The organism is uncultured Empedobacter sp., from assembly GCF_937930195.1.
GTDB classification, from domain to species: domain Bacteria; phylum Bacteroidota; class Bacteroidia; order Flavobacteriales; family Weeksellaceae; genus Empedobacter; species Empedobacter stercoris.
The window spans coordinates 41,932-58,682 of sequence record NZ_CALGVK010000078.1; the positions used below are offsets into that span (position 1 = coordinate 41,932).

Below are 16,751 nucleotides of genomic sequence, written 5' to 3' on the forward strand. Positions count from 1 at the left end.
TCAATCGAAGTGGTTTTTTTGTACATTATTTTTTTATTCTGTTTTTAATATCGAATCAAAAAATTCTTGTGAATCGTTATCAAAAGTTGGTTTTTGTAATAATAATTGAGAGATTTTTACAATCTTATCAAAATCTTGTTGTGTAAAGTATTCACCAAAATGTTCGTTACAAAAATCACCTATATTTCCTAAAACAACATTTACTTCTCCTTCGCTTAACTCTCCTTTTTGTTTCCAACGTTCACGAAACAAACTTGCAGCTAAATAAGAAGAAATATCAATCAAATCATCTATTGAGATATTAGATCCATTACGCAATTTAGCCATAATCATGGTGTCCATATCACGATAAATCACTTCTCGTATTGTCAATTCTTTATTTTCCATTGTATATATTCTTTCACAAAATTAAATATTAAAATTTGGATCCACTTGGAATTTCATCACTTCTTTTGTTTTAGGATGTGTAAATTCTAATGTCTCTGCATGAAGATGCAATCGATTTGCTTTTTTCCCGTACAAATCATCGCCAATAATTGGAGCGTTTAGTCCTAAAATGTGCGAGGCATGCATGCGTAATTGATGTGTTCGTCCTGTAATTGGATAAAAATAAATCAACGTTTTGTTCGCTTTTCTTTCGATAACTTCATATTTCGTTTGTGCAGTTTTTCCATTTTCATAGCACACCATTTGACGTGGTCTATCATCCAGATCTACACGTAACGGTAAATCTATATATCCAGAAGGATGCTCAACAATTCCATCTAAAAGTGCAATATATCGTTTTGTAACTTTACGTTTTATGAATTGTTGTTGTAAGTGTTTATGACTTTCTTTATTTAATGCTAACACCAAAATACCAGAAGTAGACATATCCAAACGATGTACAATTATCGGTCCTGTTGCATGTGGAAATTGTTGTTGAATTCTTATATAAACAGAATCTTTGATTTCTATTCCAGGAACAGAAAGAAATTCTTCAGGCTTATTAATGACAGCTATATCTTCGTCTTGGTACAAAATTTCTAATTCTTTAACAGTAGTATTTTGTTTTAATAATAAATTTTCGTTCAAATCAATTCCTGTTAACATATGTCCCAAAATAGGTTCGCATTTACCCGTGCAAGCAGGATAAAATTGACCATGTTTTCTCACTTCAGATTTAGGCGAATCTCCCCACCAAAATTCAGCCATACAAATTGGATCTAAATTATTTTGAAATGCATATTGCAATAATTTCGGTGCAGCGCATTCACCAGCCGCAGCAGGAGGTTGTTGAAAAACAGATGTAGAAAAGATATCCAATAAACTTTTTTCTTGCTTAAACTTATTCAAGAACTGATATTGGTTAAATAATTGATTTTGAAGCGAATTAGATTTTAATTTTCGTTCTTCTTTTAATGCGTTTATTTCCTCTTCAAATGTTTTAATTTGATTTGAAAATTGATTTCGTTCAAGTTCAATTTGTTCGTTTAGAACTCTAAATTCATATTTATCGCGCAAACTTTGTTTGATTAAATCATCTTCAAAAAGTTGTATTTCATCTTGAGATAAAGTTGAAGAAATATTTTCGCGTTGTTTTTTACGATCTTTTTTATTTGATTTTAAAAGTTGTTTTCCTTCATTAATTCTTGCTGTTGCATTCAATTCAAATTCATGAAAATCATTTTTCAATTGAAGAAATTTTTCATTTGATTCTAACTTTTCTAAAATTCGATTTATCTCATTTAAGCGTTCTTCTTGTTCCAAGAAAAATCCATTTTTGTTTAACATATCAAAAACTGGTGGAACGAAAAGTTTATGTTGATTGGTATTGGCTAATTTTCCTGAAACAGCAGCTATATAACCAATTTCATCTTTACTATTTCGAACAACCAAAACACCAAACATTTTACCAATTGGAGTAGAAGAGTGGTTTTTTTCTTTTTCTAAACCAAAATTATGTTCAAAATCGGTTTGGTTTTCTAAATAGTCTTGAACTTCTTGACATGCTAATTTCGCAATTTCAGTAGGTTCATAATAAAATGGATAATCAAACTTAGTGGGTAGTTCGTAAGTTGAGATTGGTTGCTTAAAATATTGAAAGTAGTTGGACATTTTATTTTTTGAAATCCTTGCAAAGGTACATGATAAGCAATAAATTTTGAAATGATATTTATAAATCATAAAAGAGCTTGATTTTCAAGCTCTTTTATTTAATCATCTATGGTATCTTTTTGAATAACTTTTGTGTTGTTAGGGACTTTTCCGTACAAAAAGTCGAGGTAAATTTTGCTGTATGAATTAAATAATTGAAGTAATTTAAAATAATTAACATCATTCAATTCTATTTTAGATTCAGTATTTGTCAGTGCGTTATCTATGAAATCTCTGATTTTAAATTTCGGAATTTTTAAATCATTTATAAAATAATCTTCGCCAAAATAATTTTTTATTTTTGTGATTTTATCATATTTACTTTCGTAATCTATCAATGCTTTTCGTTGTTTAGCTTTTCCTGTAAACACATCGTACAAACGACCAATATCCAAACGAGTTAGTGAAATATCACCATCTAATAGACCCGCTCTTAAAGCAGAAGTATCCTTTATTGGCTTGATGTCTGGATTTACACCAAGACTTTTGTAAAGGTTTGTAACTACATCTTGTTTTTTTCCATTTTTGACATCTTTTTCAAGAATTCCAGTTAGTTTTTGACCGATAAAAGCAGTGTTTAATTGAATGGTTTGCACCGCCAAATGCACAACAATAGTGGGTTTACTAAATAGATTAGGTTTTAAAATAATCAATCGATTTTCATACCAATCAGATTGTATTTTCAAGGTGTCATTTACTTGTGCTTGAATAAGGAAAGTGCCTGTGAAATTCGAAATCGTAGTATGGTTTGTACGCAGATTTGTCACATAAATTCCTTCGGCAGTATCATCAGAATCATCGATAATAATATTTCCTTGTATCCACTTTTCTTGTGCAAAAATGAACTGTGAAAACAATAAAATTAGAATGGTAAATAGTGATTTCAATTGTTTAGTATTATTACGTTTAATTATTTGCACGAATATAAGTCTAAAAAAATATAGCGATTAACGTGTTAACATTTATTGGCGAAACTTTAATATGGTATTGTGAATAATTAGTTTTTAGATTGATTTAATTCAGTCAAATATTCTTTTGCATAAGATTCTAAATCAATCATAATTGTTCCGAATTGTCTGCTCAAAACTTTGTCTTGAAGTGGATAACGTGCGTTAACATAATATAAAAATTCTTCAATTTTGTAAGAAGGTATATTCAATTGATTGGTGTAAAATTCAGTTGGGTAATAGTTTTTAACCTCTTGAATAAGAGATAGTTTTGTTTCGTAATTACGAACACGACGTTGTTCGCGGTAAAAACCATTCATATGACCAATTAATCGAACAGGATTTAAAACATCCATCGGTTTGAATTTTGCAATATCTCTTTTAGGTTCTAAATCTCTTAATCGTTGATCAAGCCCCATTTTATCATACATATCTGTTTTATTGTCTTTGTGATATTTAGGTTGCAAAGGTCCTTTACCGATAGTTGCACCTGATAATTCGATAATTTCAATATCCAAATGAGCTTGTAAAAATCCTTTGTCGTAGATATTTTGATTCACAACGATTTTTCTTGGAACTAAAAAATCAGCTTCAAACAAAATCGTATCACCCACATTTGCTTGTATTGAATAATAACCTGAAGAACTTGTATAAGTTTTACTTTCAGATGTTATATTTTCGACACGAGCTCCAGAAATAGGAGAGATATATTCGTTACCTTCATCAACCACGACCGAACCAGTAATCAGTTTGCTTTGTGCAAAATTGATCAAAGGCAAAGTGATAAGAAGATATGTAAACCAATAGCGCATTTTAGTTTTAACCTTTTATTTTTTGTTTCATTTTAGACCAACGATAATTTCGAATAAATTTTTCTTGTTCACGATTGACCATTTTTTTTGTTCCATTAGATTTTGCTTCAAAAAAACCTTTCATATAATAGAGAATATACGATGGTTTCTTTTTACGCAACGCCAATTTTGTGCCAGCAATTGTGGTAATCCAAAAACCATAACCTAAAGCATAATAAGCTGCTCCTTGTTTGTAAAGTGCTGATTTATTATAACTTGCACCAGTAGGTTTTAGATGTTTTATATGTAATGATTCGTCTGTCACAACTTTCCAACCATAATATTTACACAATAACTCATCTACAGTGTCCCAACCCATATGGGCACGTAAACCTCCAATTTTTTCATAACATTTTTTTCGATAAGCTTTAAATGCACCGCGAATATGGTCCTTATCGGTTAGATTTTCTAAAACCCATTCTCCATTTTTTTCGATGTACGCAAAACCACCTGCCATAGCAACTTCTTCATCTTGATTGAAATGGTGTAAAATTGTTTCGAAATAATGATTTGGAATATCTAAATCTGCATCCAATTTAACAATAATATCGTAATTCGGATCAATTTGTTCATAACCTTTTAGAAATGCTTGAATGACTTTACTGCCTGGTTGATGTTCTCCTTTCGAAAGAATATTTCTTAACTTTATAAAAGGATACTTGGCTGTAAATTCTTCTACAATTTGTTGTGTTTTATCGGTTGAATGATCATTCACAACAATTACTTCATACGGTAAAATTGTTTGATTAACGATAGATTGTAATGTTATTGCAATAAAATCTTCTTCGTTATGTGCAGGTATAACAATTGAGTAGTTAGAAAGTAAAGTCTTTTTTTCGTTCTGCGTAAATAGCATAATATCTTGGTGTAATTCTTCTTAATAAGGGTCTAATTCCCAGTTTATTTGATGGATGTGTCCATTTGTGACGATGAATAACTGTCCATCCAGCTTTTTCCATTAACATATCAAATTGCCAATCTTCAAATTCATGGTAATGTACATCTCTTGGGTCATTTTGACTACGATAAGCAGATGAAAACCATAAACGCATTGGGATAGATGCTAATAGTTTATCACCAGGTAAGTTTCTTAAAACTTCCATCGGATTAACTAAATGCTCTAAAATTTCTAAAGCTGTGACAAAGTTAGCATCATAATTTTGCAAATCTTTATAATAATAATCTAAATCATCACCATTTGTATTTTTTACATCAAAACCATTTTCAAGCATTACTTCAGAAAAAGGATTTTTAATTCCTAAATCTAAGATTTTGTCAGTAGGTGCAGCAAACTGTTTCAGTAAAGCTAATGTCTCGTTATATCTTTTTTGCGGATAAACCTTATACATTGTGTTAGTTGTTTTCGGATGATAAATGTAATCATCTATTTTAATATTGTTCGTTTCTATTTTAAAATATTTTATTGCAAATTTGCCAAATGAAAACGATCGGATATTATCGATTACGAAATAAAAACAAAATAGAAGGTTATGCGAAAGAAATGAATGGAGTAACCTATTTTAAGGGATACAATGAATTTACTTGGCATGAAACATCTTTACCCTTTGATACAATTGATATCGGAATAGATGTGTTGGATAAACGGAATCGACGATTATTTACAAATGATATTGTGTTGTATAAAGTTTCTTGTAAACCTTTTTTACGTTCGGGTTTTGTTGCATACGAACCCAATAAAAGAGAGTTTGGAATTATAGATCAACAGAGTTTTCACTTTACCCCATTTTATATTGATAATTTATGCCTATTCGACAAGGATAAATTAGAAGTAATTTCACATTTGTTTACAAAAAAAGAAGTTAGTAAAGGTTTGTAAATGGTTTTTGGAACGTTTTTAGATAGTTAAAAGATAAAAACCATCTAAAAATCACAAATTATGGGAAATCTTGTTTATACAATTGCTATCATCCTACTTATTCTTTGGGCAATTGGTTATTTCGGATTTGGAGAAGCAGTAGGAAGTTTTATCCATATTCTATTGGTATTAGCCGTTATTGCAATCTTGTATCGATTGATAACAGGTCGAAAACCTTAAATTTTCTCCCGCAAGGGAGAAAATTTACTATATATTATGTTGTCAATTAGTTGATAATTATATTTTTATGATATTTATTCTCTTATTTTTTTGATAAACTAACTTCGCTTAATTTTACAAAAAAAATAGGTTTGTCTTACCCTTCCCAAGTTCAATTATCCAATAAATCAATTTATGTTATAGCATTAATTGTAAGTGTTATAGCCGTAATAGCGCTAGTTATATTAAGTTTTTTAATCAACAATGAAAGTCAAAAAAGTAATGACGATTTTGTAATTAAAGGATTTCATCGGAAATATGAAGCGATTGAATTCGAGTTTAAGAATATCGAAGAATACCAAGAGGTATTAAAAAGGGTGGTTCAAAAAACAAATGATTCAAATGTTGCAGATCATTTTTCTGTTCTGAATGAATTAAACTCGAATCGAAAATTAATTCGTTACGATTGGTTTGTAAATACTGCAGCAAAAGACGAAAAATTAATAAATTATCAACATCTTTCGAAAATTCTTAATCAACCAGATCTTGATACATATGAATTAATCGATCATTCTAAAAATCAATTTATAGATAATTTTTTGATTGATTATAAAGATACTTTGTATTGGGTAAATTATGATTCACTTCAATTGCAAAATGGTGCAAATATGTATTATGGAACTACAATTAATTTGTATGATTTATATAACTTCTTTACCAATGTCGATGTTACTTCTTCTAATTATATGTATGTTTTTAACAAAGATGGAATTTGTTTGACGCATCCAAATGAAGCTTTTATTGGGAAAAATATTTTTGAATTTACAGATATTCTTCCAATAGATACAATAACAAGTACATTAGATACTGATTTTCCACAAGATAAATATACTCTTAATGATGCAACATCTGAGTTTATAAAGAATACTACAATTAAGCGATTTATAAAACCTTTGCACACCAAGAATTTTGATGGATATATTGTTGTGAATCATCTTAAATACATAATTGATGAGAAAGTCGAGAAAACTAAATTTTATATCAGTTTTATATTTTTAGGAACTGTTTTTTTAATTGTAATTATCTTTCTGTTGTTCAATAAAATAACGTCAAAGGCTTATCGTGAAAAAGCGGCTGTTATTGAAGAAAAAAATAGGTTGTTAATCGAAAACGAAAAGATTAAAAATATCAATACCTTTACGCAATTACAACAATTAAAGAATCAGATCAACCCTCATTTTCTCTTTAATTCACTGAACTCACTTTATATGTTAATCGGAATTAACAAAGAGAATGCAAAGAAATTCACGATGAATCTTTCTAAAATCTACCGTTATTTAATCGTTCCGCCAAAGGAAAATATTGTAGCAGTAAAGAAAGAATTAGATTTTATTGCGCAGTATATGGATTTACATAAAAGTAGATTTTCGGAAGAATTGATTTTCGATTTGCAACTTGAAGATGCAAAAAGTTTAGAGAAAAATATTCCGTATTTGGCCTTACAAATTGCTGTAGAGAATGCAATAAAACACAATATTGCGACAATAGATCAGCCTTTGACCATAACTATTTTAGTGAAATCAGATTTAATACTTGTTAAAAATACTTTTCAGAAAAAATCAAAAGTTTTAGAGAATGAAAAGTTTGGATTAAATTATTTACAAAAAATCTATCATTTTTATCAAGTTGATAATTTTTCGACTAAAGTAGAAAACAATGAATTTATTTGTTTTTTACCTTATATCACACCAAAATAACCACTCACTCCAAAAAAACAACCACTCACTCCAAAAAACTATTATGATCAAAAAACTGCGATTAAGTTTATGCCATAATTAATGATAATTTAACGTTTGAATGAGTCAGAATAAGGAAAGAAAGAATTATAAATTAGCGCTATATCTAAGTTTGGCAATGTCTTCAGCTGTTGTTTACGGACAAAAAAAAGAGGATACAAAAACGGATAAAGAAAAAATAGAGAAAAAGGATTCGACTATAACGAAAGTTAAAAAAATCGATGAATTAATAAAGAAAGGAACCTATAAGAAAGGATTATTCAATACGATTCAAGTTAAGACTGACATCTATTTTGAAATTCCAGATAGTTTATTTGGTCGTCAATTTTTAGTCGTCAATAAATTGTCTCAAGTTCCGATGGAAGTAAACGAAGCGGGCTTGAACAAAGGAATGAATTATGAAAATAAGGTAATTTCTTTTTATCATGATAAAGTAGCAAAAAAAGTCTGGGTAAAAACGTTAGTTCCACAAGTTTCTTCTCCTAAAAATGATGCCATTACAGCTTCTGTAAAAGATAATTTTTCAGAATCTATTATAGAGGTTTTTGATATTGAAGCTCAAAATAACGATTCGACAGCTGTTGCAATTAAAGTAAATAAAATTTTTGATGGAAATCAAAAAAGTTTTAATGATGTATTAACGAACATAGGTTTAGGTGGTTCGGTAAAGGCAAATCTATCATATGTGGAAAATGTGAAAACGTTTCCAGAAAACATTGTGGTTAAATCTCAATTAACAACAAGTGTGAATGAAGGGGGGGTAGATTTAGCCGTTACCTTAGGTGTGACGAGTAATATTGTTTTGCTTTCAACAACTCCCATGCAACCCAGGTTAGCTGATAATCGTGTAGGCTATTTCACAGAAAAACACTGGTTTTTTAATGATGCTCAACACAAAATGGAAGATCAACGCTTTATTACAAAATGGCGTTTGGAACCAAAAGATGAGGACAGAGAAAAGTACTTGAAAGGCGAATTAGTTGAACCTAAGAAACCCATCATTTATTACATCGATCCATCAACACCAAAACAATGGCGCCAAAAAATTATTGCAGGTGTACACGATTGGCAAGTTGCTTTTGAGCAAGCAGGTTTCAAAAATGCAATTATTGCAAAAGAACCTACTGCAGATGACAAAGATTTTGATATTGATGATGTTCGTTATTCAGTAATTACGTATGCAGCTTCACCAAAATCAAATGCAATGGGACCTTCAGTGGTTGATCCGCGTAGTGGAGAAATTTTAGAGGCTGATATTATTTGGTGGCACAATGTAATGACTTCTTTGCATGATTGGATGCGTATTCAAACTGGTCCAATTGATCCAAAAGCAAGAGGAAATAAATTTAGTGACGAACACATGGGAGAAGCAATTCGTTTTGTGTCTTCTCATGAAGTAGGGCATACATTTGGTCTGAAACATAATATGGGTTCTTCATTTTCTTATCCAGTAGAGTCTTTACGATCGAAAGAGTTTACAGATAAAATGGGTGGAACTGCACCATCTATTATGGATTATGCGCGTTATAATTATGTAGCACAACCAGAAGACGGCGTTACTGCGATTACACCAAAAATTGGATTGTATGATAAATACGCAATCGAATGGGGATATCGTTGGTTCCCAAATCAAGAAACTGAAAAAGTAGCTCTTCGTAAAATGATTGAAAAACATGAAGACGATCCCATGTATTTTTATGGTGAACAACAAAGCTATTTAAGTACTATAGATCCACGTTCTCAGTCAGAAGATTTAGGTAATGATGCTGTTTTGGCAAGTGAATATGGTATGAAAAATCTAAAACGTGTTTCAGAAAATATTTTGAAATGGACGTATGAAGATGGAAAAAGTTATATCAATACAGGAAAATTATATTACCAAACTATCGGACAATGGGATTTATATTCAAATCATGTTTTAGCAAATGTTGGTGGAATTTATCTGAACAATACTTATTTCGGAATTGATAAAAAAGCATACGAGCCAGTTTCAGCAGCTATGCAACGTAAAGCGGTGAATTATCTAAACGAAAACGTGATTAACTTACCAAAGTGGTTATTCTTCAATGATATTTTAGAGAAAACATATGCCATCAAAAATTCGCCAATGGGACCTTACGAGCAAACGCCGTATACATTAGCAAGAGAAATGCAATATGGATTGATTTATAATTTATTTACAGATGATCGTTTATTGCGTATGTTAGAAAATGAATTGAATCACCAAGAACTAAAATCAAACGAAAAAATATATACCGTTGAAAACTTATTTGATCAAGTAAGAAGTGCAGCTTTTGATAAAAAATCAAGCTTAACGATTCTTGAAAGAATGACTCAAAAAAATTATGTTGATGCATTGATTGTTTCAACAAACAAATTATTTGAGAAAACAACTGTAGTAGGACTTACAATTGACCAAAACCTACAAGTACCAACTATCTGTAATTATTTAGACGAAGAAAAAATGGCACGTAATATCAACTATTCTTCTATGAAAAGAGTGTCGGAAGTGACGACTTATAAAAGAGCAGAATTACAACGCGTGTTAGCTTTGTTAAACAAGAAAAAGAATAATGGAGATGCGTCTACAAAAGCGCATTATGCTGATTTAATCATCCGTATTAAAGAGGCTTTAAAGTAAGATATAGACATGAAAAAGACACTCATTCTTTTGCCACTTTTTGCGGCAAGTATTGCATTTTCTCAAGAAAAGAGAGTGATTACAGGTTCGGTTCAAGACGAAAAATCGTTGGTTGGAATCGCTGGTGCGTCTGTTAAAATTGAAGCGCAATCAATTTCAACTAAAACAGATCAAAAAGGAATTATAGAAAGTGTAACAGTTGGGACTGTTACAGATGAAGAAGGTTTCTTTTCATTAGAAGTTCCTGCAAATACTAAATCTGTTTTAATTAGTTATTTAGGTTATGATTCTAAATTAATTGAACTTTCAACAGATTTAACGACGTATCATGTTAGTTTAAAATTAACTTCTGGTGAATTTATTTCTGAGAATAATGACCTGAAAGAAGTTGTCGTAACAGGGTACCAAAAAATCGAAAAACGTAAGTTAACATCAGCTATATCAACTGTAAAAATGGATGATATACAACAAGCTGGTGTAGCAAGTGTTGATCAATTATTAAGTGGACAAATAGCTGGTGTAGCAGTAGCTACAGAAACTGGTTCACCTGGATCTCCAAGTAAAATTAGAATTCGTGGAACAGCTTCTCTTTCAGGTCCTCAAGATCCGTTATGGGTGATTGATGGTTTGCCATTAGAAGGAAATGATGTGCCAAATTTTAGTGATAAAGATAATATTGATCAATTACAAAACTTTTCTATCGCTGGATTAAATCCAAACGATATCGAAGATATTACCATTCTTAAAGATGCTGCTGCAACAGCTATTTACGGTGCAAGAGCTGCAAATGGAGTTATTTCGATTACTACAAAACGCGGGAAAAAAGGTGCTATGACGGTTAATTTCTCTGCGAATACATTTGTAACTGCTCGTCCAGATTTTGATCGTTTAAATTTATTAAATGCATCTCAAAAAGTTGATCTAGAATTAATGCTTGCTGGTCGAGACGATTTAACGTATCGAACAGACAAAGGTGAAGTGATGCGTATTTTACAAAAGAATGGTCAACTTGGTGCTTTACGCAATGGTGGTTTTAGTTCTTTAGATCTTACGACTCAAAATCAGATTAATTCTTTACGAAATAACACAACAGATTGGGGGAAATTATTGTATCGCAATGCAATTAATACACAATATGGTTTAAGCATTTCTGGAGGAAATGATCGTTCTGATTATTACTTTTCATTAGGTTATTACGATGAGCAAGGAACAACGATCGGAACAGGTTTTGAGCGTTACAATCTTACCTTAAAAAATAATTATAAACTAAACGATAAACTAGATGTAGGGATATCTATTTTTGCGACATCAAGTGATAAAGAATCTTTTGTAACTGATGCAGATGCATCGATAAATCCGATTAATTATTCGCGTAATGCGAATCCATATTTATCTCCATTTAATGCAGATGGTTCGTATCGTTATGACAACGATATTGATGGATTTGAAGATCGTTCGGTACCATTTAACTTTATCGAAGAGAGGGAGAATACAAATTATACGTTAAGAAATCGTTCGATTAAAGGGATTATAGATCTTAATTATCAATTAGCAAAAGGTTTAAAATTAACATCTCAATTCGGAATTCAGTACGATAGTAACAAAACAGAAAAATACGCCGAACAAGAAACTTATTTTACACGTAAAATGAAAGAAGGAACGCGTTATTATAAATCTGGTGAGTATTTATATTTTTTACCTGATGGAGGAGTTAAACAAAATTGGGATAACGAATTTTTTCAATATAACTGGAAACTTCAAGGTACATATAATACCACAATTAACAATCGTCATGAAATAGACTTGATGGCTGGTACTGAAATTCGTCACACTCAAAATGACACGACTTTAACACGTGCTTTTGGGTACAACAAAACGACGAAAAGTGGAACGCCAATTGTTTTCCCAAATTCAAGTTTTGCGGCTGAAAAACGTTACGAAACGTACAGAGAAATGCCGACTGAAGAAAATGCATATGTTTCAGCATTTGCAACCGCTTCGTACACTTTAGACCGAAAATATACACTTTTTGGAAGTGTTCGTTATGATGGTACGAATTTATTTGGTGTGAACAAAAAATACAAATATTTACCAATTTGGGCAGTTTCTGCTTCTTGGTTAGTTTCAAAAGAATCGTTTATGGAGAATATAGATTTTATTTCGAATCTACGTTTACGTGCTTCTTACGGTTTACAAGGGAATATCGATCGTAATACGTCGCCGTTTTTTATTGGTGATTATAACGATGCAACAATTTTACCAGGTGAAAAAGAAGATATTATCAATGCGATTAATTTACCAAATGATTTGTTACGTTGGGAAAAAACAACCAATACAAATGTTGGGTTAGATTTAGGTCTTTTCAAAAATCGTATCAACCTTGCTGTTGATGTTTACAACCGTAAAGGAACAGATATGATTAGTATGCGCGAAACGCCTTTAGAAACAGGTTTTGAGTACACAATGGTGAATTGGGGAGAGTTAACAAACAAAGGTTTTGAAATTGCTTTAACAACACGTAATATTGATAAACAAAACTTCAAATGGTCGACAACGATTAATTTTGCCCATAATAAAAGTAAAGTTCTGAAGGAACAACAACGCGAAAATAGTTTACTTCCATCGCGTGAAGGTTTACCTGTAAATGCAATTTTTGCTTTAAAAACAGCTGGATTTGACGAATATGGAAATCCAATGTTCTGGAAAGGTGATGAAAAAGTTTCAGCAAAAGATTTCTTTGCTTTATACGATTTATATGCAGACTTTTTACCAGGAGAAATTGTTGATTCAAAATTAACAAGCGAAGAAAAACGTAATTTGTTTACATACATCGGAGATCGCGATCCTAAATTTACTGGAGGGATTATCAATAATTTCAAAATTCACAATTTTGATTTGACAGTTTCAGCCGCTTTCAATTTAAAACAAACGGTGATGAGATCACCTTCTTATCGTGGAATGGAATTGGATCCAGGTCGTAATTATACGCAAGATATTTTCGAGGCAGGTTCTACACTTCCAGGAATTACAAGTCCTATTATGGGCGATAATGATGCTTGGATGGCGAACAAATGGTTTGCAGGAAACAATGCAAACGCCTATAATTTATTAGACATTTGGGCAAAAGAAATTAGTTATTTAAGAATTAGTAGTATACGTGTTGGTTATACTTTACCAAAGAAATACGCTGAAGTTGTAGGTTTCAAAAATGCTCGTTTTAGCTTAGAAGGTCGTAATTTATTTGTATTTAGTAATGGTTACAAAGGTTATTTCGATCCAGAAACTTACGGAAATATTTATGCACAACCAATTGCAAAATCTGTAACTGTAGGTGTTAATGTTTCGTTCTAAATTTTAAAATCAAATGAAAAAAATATTTTTATTATTAAGCATAGTTGCAGTTAGCTTTACAGCAGTTAGTTGCGATAACTATTTGGATATCGAACCAGATGGGAAAGTAATTCCAAAAACGGTAGAAGATTATCGTATGGTGTTAACGAATGCCTACTCAAAATATCCTACGCATAAATCGTTGACAGCTTTGCGTACGGATGAGGTTACATTGAACGAATATTCAAATGACTTTATTTCGTATCGTGAGATTGCGCAATGGAAGGATACAAATCCAGATCAAATTTCAATCCAGTTCCCTTGGGTTAGCTTTTATACAGTGATTTTTTATGCCAATCAAATCATTAATGAAGGACCAAAAACAATGGAAGATTCAGCTGAAAAAGATCAATTACTAGCAGAAGCTTATGCGTTACGTGCTTACGCTTATTTTGATTTGGTTAATTTATACGGTAAACCTTATAATGCAGCTACAGCATCTACAGATAAAGGCGTTCCTTTAAATTTGAAAGTTGATTTAGAAGCAACGCTTAAGCCGTCATCTGTTCAAGAAGTTTACAATCACATTCAGTCTGATTTAGCCCAAGCAACTAAGTTGATGAAAATGGATTCGCAATTAGCAGGATTAAATTATAGATTTTCGAATGCAGCTTTAAATGCTTTAGAAGCAAGAATCGCTTTGTATAAAAATGAATGGCAAAAAGCAATTGATTTTTCTGATGCAACACTAAAAATGAAAGGTGAGTTAGTTGATTTGAACACAACAAAACAAGTTCCTAATCATTATACATCTGTCGAATCTATTTTGGCTTTAGACAATACTTTACACAATGCTGTTCAGTATATGTCGTATGCATCGCCAGAATTATTAAGTAGTTATGATACAGAAAATGATTTACGCTTCTCGCTATATTTTGAGAAAAATGGTTCAAAATATAAAATTATCAAAGGAGGAAATTTAGAATTTAAAACATCTTTTCGTGTAGCTGAATTATATTTTATCAAAGCTGAATCATTTTTGAAATTAAATAATTTAGATCAAGCAAAAGCAACATTGTTTTCAGTTTTACAAAATCGTTATACCTCAACTGGTTTTGCAAAATTACAAACCGAGATTTCGACAATGAATTCTACAGAATTGATGAAGTTTATTTTAGATGAACGATTCAGAGAATTTGCCTTAGAAGGTCAACGTTGGTACGATTTACGTCGTGCAGATCAAAAACAAATTATACATCATATTTCGGATAAAGAATATATTCTACAGCAAAATGATGTTCGTTATACAATAGAAATTCCACAGGCAGCTAAGCTCAATAATCCTCATTTATAACATTTTTAAAACCGTCTTTATTCTAATTTAGACGGTTTTTTTATACTTTTGCATTCATGAGAATTGCAATTGTAGAAGACGAATTATTAGCTGTAACTTATTTGAAAAATTTGTTAGAGGACCAAACCATTGTTGATGTTTCGTCGATAATAATATTACGTTCTAGAAAACAAGCAATAACATTTTTTAAGGAGCACTCGGTTGATCTGATTTTTATGGATATTCATTTGGGTGATGGAAAAAGTTTTGAGATTTTTCAGGAAGTAGAATTGCTTACACCAATTATTTTTATCACAGCTTATGATGAATATGCAATGAAAGTTTTCAAGCATTTTACGATTGATTATATTCTGAAACCGTTTGAAGTAGAGGAGTTACATATCGCTTTGCAAAAATTTAATTCAATCAGGACAAGTTTTGATATTGCACCAACTTTAAAATCGATAACAGTTTTAGAAAATTCTCCCTCTGAAATTATGCATCGTTTTTTGGTCACAAACGGAAACAAATTACGTTCGGTAGAGGAACACGAAATCGCTTATTTTTTTGCTTCAGGAAAACATCTTTTTATGAAAACAAAAGACGAGCAAACTTATATTTACGATGACACCATAAAGGATATTATAAATAAATTAGATGAAACAATGTTCTTTAAAATCAATCGTAAGTTTATTGTTCACATTGATGCAATTACAGAAATTATCAAACATTCAAGTCAAAAAATAGAAATTTATCTTCAACCAAAACCAGAAACAGAACAAGCTGTTTTTATCAGTAAAACACAGATAAATAGCTGGATGGATTGGATGAATAGATAAAAAAATCTCACATTTGTGAGATTTTAATTGACTTATAAATTTGCTTTTTTATTCTATTTGTTTTAACACTCTATTCGAATGAAATTCTGTAAGAATTTTGTGTCGAGAAAAAGAGTTTAAAAATTAGTTTATAAATTTTCTAACATCAAGATAATTTCACTTTCGATACGTTGCATCATTTCAGCAGAAATTTCCAATTGATGTTTTACATTTTCGATTGTATGTTAGGTTAATTCTCCTGTTTTTAAATTCAAATTATATTCAATTTGCCCTTCCCAAGAATTACTCGATTCGTAAAATGAAACGTTTTCGAAAGGTAATCGAGGCAAAAGTTCGCCAAAATGTTCTTCTAATTTGATTCTATTTTCTTGCTTGACTGTTAGTTTTTCCATGATTTAATAATCATTGCGTTTGCAGCAGTTTCGTAAAAAATAATCGCTAAAAGTTGTAAAAACTCAGCATGATTTAATTTTCCTTTAACTACTTCGTCTAAATTTGTTTCGTAATATTCTTCAATAGTTTTTGAAATCAATGCTTTAAAATTATCTAATGGTATATTTTGATCTTTCAACTCTTTCATCAAATAATTATCAGAAGCCAAAAAGTCTGGTCGAGTTGTAAAAATAGGAGATTTACGAATATTCAATGCATTGTGTAAAGTTTGCGAAATCAAAACGCCACGTTCCACTTCTTCAAATTCCCATCCTTTACGAATTCTTCTCGGATTATTTTCATAAAAAATATGATTGTGAAAAGCATGAATATGTTTTGCAATATCTGTATTGGTGTGCAAATAAAGGAATTGTAAAATAGAACTAAACAAATGATTTGCATTCAGATTTG

15 protein-coding genes are annotated in these 16,751 nt (G+C 30.9%); 7 read left to right on the plus strand and 8 right to left on the minus strand.

Annotated features, from left to right (window positions below; all coding sequences use genetic code 11):
- Positions 1–33 precede the first annotated feature (33 nt).
- The 6 genes from Q0616_RS04990 to Q0616_RS05015 form a co-directional block, all read right to left on the minus strand.
- Positions 34–387, minus strand: a complete 354-nt coding sequence (locus Q0616_RS04990; protein WP_171622071.1) for a hypothetical protein — start codon at positions 385–387, stop codon at positions 34–36.
- A gap of 21 nt (positions 388–408) precedes the next feature.
- Complete coding sequence (locus Q0616_RS04995; protein WP_298775531.1) at positions 409–2,097, minus strand: RluA family pseudouridine synthase; 1,689 nt, start codon at positions 2,095–2,097, stop codon at positions 409–411.
- Positions 2,098–2,195: 98 nt separating this feature from the next.
- Positions 2,196–3,023 carry a hypothetical protein gene (locus Q0616_RS05000; RefSeq protein ID WP_225539465.1) on the minus strand — a complete coding sequence of 276 codons (828 nt, stop codon included), beginning with the start codon at positions 3,021–3,023 and terminating at the stop codon, positions 2,196–2,198.
- A gap of 110 nt (positions 3,024–3,133) precedes the next feature.
- On the minus strand, positions 3,134–3,895 hold the full coding sequence (locus Q0616_RS05005; protein WP_286496754.1) for a hypothetical protein: 762 nt from the start codon (positions 3,893–3,895) through the stop codon (positions 3,134–3,136).
- A 7-nt stretch (positions 3,896–3,902) separates the two neighbouring features.
- Positions 3,903–4,790, minus strand: a complete 888-nt coding sequence (locus Q0616_RS05010) for a glycosyltransferase family 2 protein (RefSeq protein ID WP_260543189.1) — start codon at positions 4,788–4,790, stop codon at positions 3,903–3,905.
- Entirely contained in the window at positions 4,750–5,283 is a 534-nt protein-coding gene (locus Q0616_RS05015) for a class I SAM-dependent methyltransferase (protein ID WP_260543187.1), read from the minus strand. Before Q0616_RS05015 ends, Q0616_RS05010 begins: the two co-directional genes overlap by 41 nt.
- An 89-nt stretch (positions 5,284–5,372) precedes the next feature.
- Between Q0616_RS05015 and Q0616_RS05020 the strand changes: the two genes are divergently transcribed.
- The 7 genes from Q0616_RS05020 to Q0616_RS05050 all read left to right on the plus strand — a co-directional run bounded on the left by Q0616_RS05020 (position 5,373) and on the right by Q0616_RS05050 (position 15,908).
- Positions 5,373–5,771 (plus strand): hypothetical protein, encoded by a 399-nt coding sequence (locus Q0616_RS05020; protein WP_284583705.1) that lies wholly within the window; start codon positions 5,373–5,375, stop codon positions 5,769–5,771.
- Between the two features lie 60 nt (positions 5,772–5,831).
- Positions 5,832–5,990: a lmo0937 family membrane protein gene (locus Q0616_RS05025; protein WP_171622077.1), complete on the plus strand. Its 159-nt coding sequence runs from the start codon at positions 5,832–5,834 to the stop codon at positions 5,988–5,990.
- A gap of 131 nt (positions 5,991–6,121) precedes the next feature.
- Positions 6,122–7,726, plus strand: coding sequence for a histidine kinase (locus Q0616_RS05030; RefSeq protein WP_260543183.1), 1,605 nt, complete (start codon positions 6,122–6,124; stop codon positions 7,724–7,726).
- A gap of 157 nt (positions 7,727–7,883) precedes the next feature.
- A complete protein-coding gene (locus Q0616_RS05035) occupies positions 7,884–10,406 on the plus strand; it encodes a zinc-dependent metalloprotease (protein ID WP_260544539.1) in 2,523 nt (840 codons plus the stop codon).
- A gap of 9 nt (positions 10,407–10,415) precedes the next feature.
- Positions 10,416–13,757 (plus strand): SusC/RagA family TonB-linked outer membrane protein, encoded by a 3,342-nt coding sequence (locus tag Q0616_RS05040; protein WP_298775536.1) that lies wholly within the window; start codon positions 10,416–10,418, stop codon positions 13,755–13,757.
- Positions 13,758–13,770: 13 nt separating this feature from the next.
- Entirely contained in the window at positions 13,771–15,090 is a 1,320-nt protein-coding gene (locus Q0616_RS05045; RefSeq protein ID WP_260543179.1) for a RagB/SusD family nutrient uptake outer membrane protein, read from the plus strand.
- Positions 15,091–15,146: 56 nt separating this feature from the next.
- Positions 15,147–15,908, plus strand: a complete 762-nt coding sequence (locus tag Q0616_RS05050; RefSeq protein WP_260543178.1) for a LytTR family DNA-binding domain-containing protein — start codon at positions 15,147–15,149, stop codon at positions 15,906–15,908.
- Between the two features lie 224 nt (positions 15,909–16,132).
- On the opposite strand, the gene Q0616_RS05055 is transcribed toward Q0616_RS05050, so the two are convergent.
- A complete protein-coding gene (locus Q0616_RS05055; RefSeq protein WP_298775539.1) occupies positions 16,133–16,300 on the minus strand; it encodes a hypothetical protein in 168 nt (55 codons plus the stop codon).
- Positions 16,288–16,751, minus strand: a 464-nt coding sequence (locus tag Q0616_RS05060) for a hypothetical protein (RefSeq protein ID WP_298775542.1), incomplete at its 5' end; no start/stop codon positions are given. The genes Q0616_RS05060 and Q0616_RS05055, both read right to left, overlap by 13 nt.